This is a genomic window from Dyella sp. AtDHG13, from assembly GCF_003201105.1.
GTDB classification, from domain to species: Bacteria; Pseudomonadota; Gammaproteobacteria; order Xanthomonadales; family Rhodanobacteraceae; genus Dyella; species Dyella jiangningensis_B.
Genome location: NZ_QICJ01000031.1, coordinates 1 through 1,321 on the forward strand (window position 1 = coordinate 1; position 1,321 = coordinate 1,321).

1 protein-coding gene and 1 other annotated feature are annotated in these 1,321 nt (G+C 64.4%); the gene reads right to left on the reverse strand.

The genetic code is table 11. From position 1 onward, the window contains the following. Nucleotides 1-39: 39 nt before the first annotated feature. Nucleotides 40-1,271, reverse strand: a protein-coding gene (locus BDW41_RS22865; RefSeq protein WP_110301702.1) for an IS3 family transposase whose coding sequence is annotated in 2 segments (ribosomal slippage) — nucleotides 40-983 and nucleotides 983-1,271 — 1,233 coding nt in all. Because the reading frame shifts where the segments join, the coding sequence is not laid out codon by codon here. After that, nucleotides 877-993 (reverse strand) — a sequence feature (AL1L pseudoknot). (Overlaps the previous gene by 117 nt.) Nucleotides 1,272-1,321: the final 50 nt, after the last annotated feature.

Consider the following 1,321-nt stretch of genomic DNA (forward strand, 5'->3'; position numbering starts at 1 on the left):
TGAACCGCCCCGTGTTCCGTGGAGGCTGTTTGGTTTAAGTCAGGCCTCCACGGTGGCTGCCTGACTGGCGAGTTGCCGGTAGTAGTTTGCCTCGGCCTCTGCCGGTGGGATATAGCCGATCGATCCGAGCAGGCGGTGATGGTTGAACCAGGCCACCCATTCCAGCGTGGCCAGTTCGACCGCTTCCCTGCTTTTCCACGGCGCCCGGCGGTGGATCAGTTCGGCCTTGTAGAGGCCGTTGATGGTCTCTGCGAGTGCGTTGTCGTAGCTGTCGCCCTTGCTGCCCACCGACGGCTCGATGCCCGCCTCGGCCAGGCGCTCGCTGTAGCGGATGGACACGTATTGCGACCCGCGATCGCTGTGATGGATCAAGGCGCTGTCCCGCTCCGGTTGGCGTGCGTAGAGGGCTTGCTCCAGGGCGTCGAGCACGAAGTCGGTCTTCATCGAGGTGCTCACACGCCAACCGACGATGCGGCGCGCGAATACGTCGACGACAAAGGCCACGTAGAGCCAGCCCTGCCAGGTCGAAACGTAGGTGAAGTCCGAGACCCAGAGCTGGTTCGGCCGCTCGGCGCGGAACTGCCGATTGACGCGATCCAGCGGACACGGCGCCTTGCCATCGCTGACGGTGGTACGCACCACCTTGCCACGCACGACACCGCGCAAGCCCAGTCGACGCATCAGGCGTTCGACCGTGCAACGGGCAACAGTCATCCCTTCACGGTCCAGTTGTTTCCAGACCTTGTCGGCACCGTAGACCTGCATGTTGCCTTGCCACACACGCTCGATCTCCGGCAGCAGCAGCGCGTCGCGTTTGGCCCGGGCACAGCGACGGTGCGGTTCGCGTGCAAGAGCGGCGTGCCGGCGATAACCCGACGGGGCGACCTGCAACACCTTGCAGATCGGCTCGACCCCGAACGTGGCTCGATGCGCGTCGACGAACGTCCTCAAGACTTGAGCCGGCGGTCGAGCTCCGCCTGGGCAAAAAAAGCGCTCGCCAGCTTCAGGATCTCGTTGGCCCGGCGCAGCTCCTTGACCTCGCGCTCGAGTTCTTTCACGCGCTGCGCCTCGGCGGTGGTCACGCCCTCGCGCACGCCAGTATCGATCTCGTGCCGTTGAACCCAGCTCAGCAAGGTCTGCGGCACACAACCGATCTTCGGGGCGATCGACTCGACCGCCGTCCACAGCGAGGGGTACTCGCCACGGTGCTCCTGCACCATGCGCACCGCGCGCTCGCGGACCTCAGGGGAAAACTTCGTAGACTTGTTCATGGCTCCATTCTCTCAAGAGTTGGAGCCTCCTCAGAACCCGGGGCGATTCA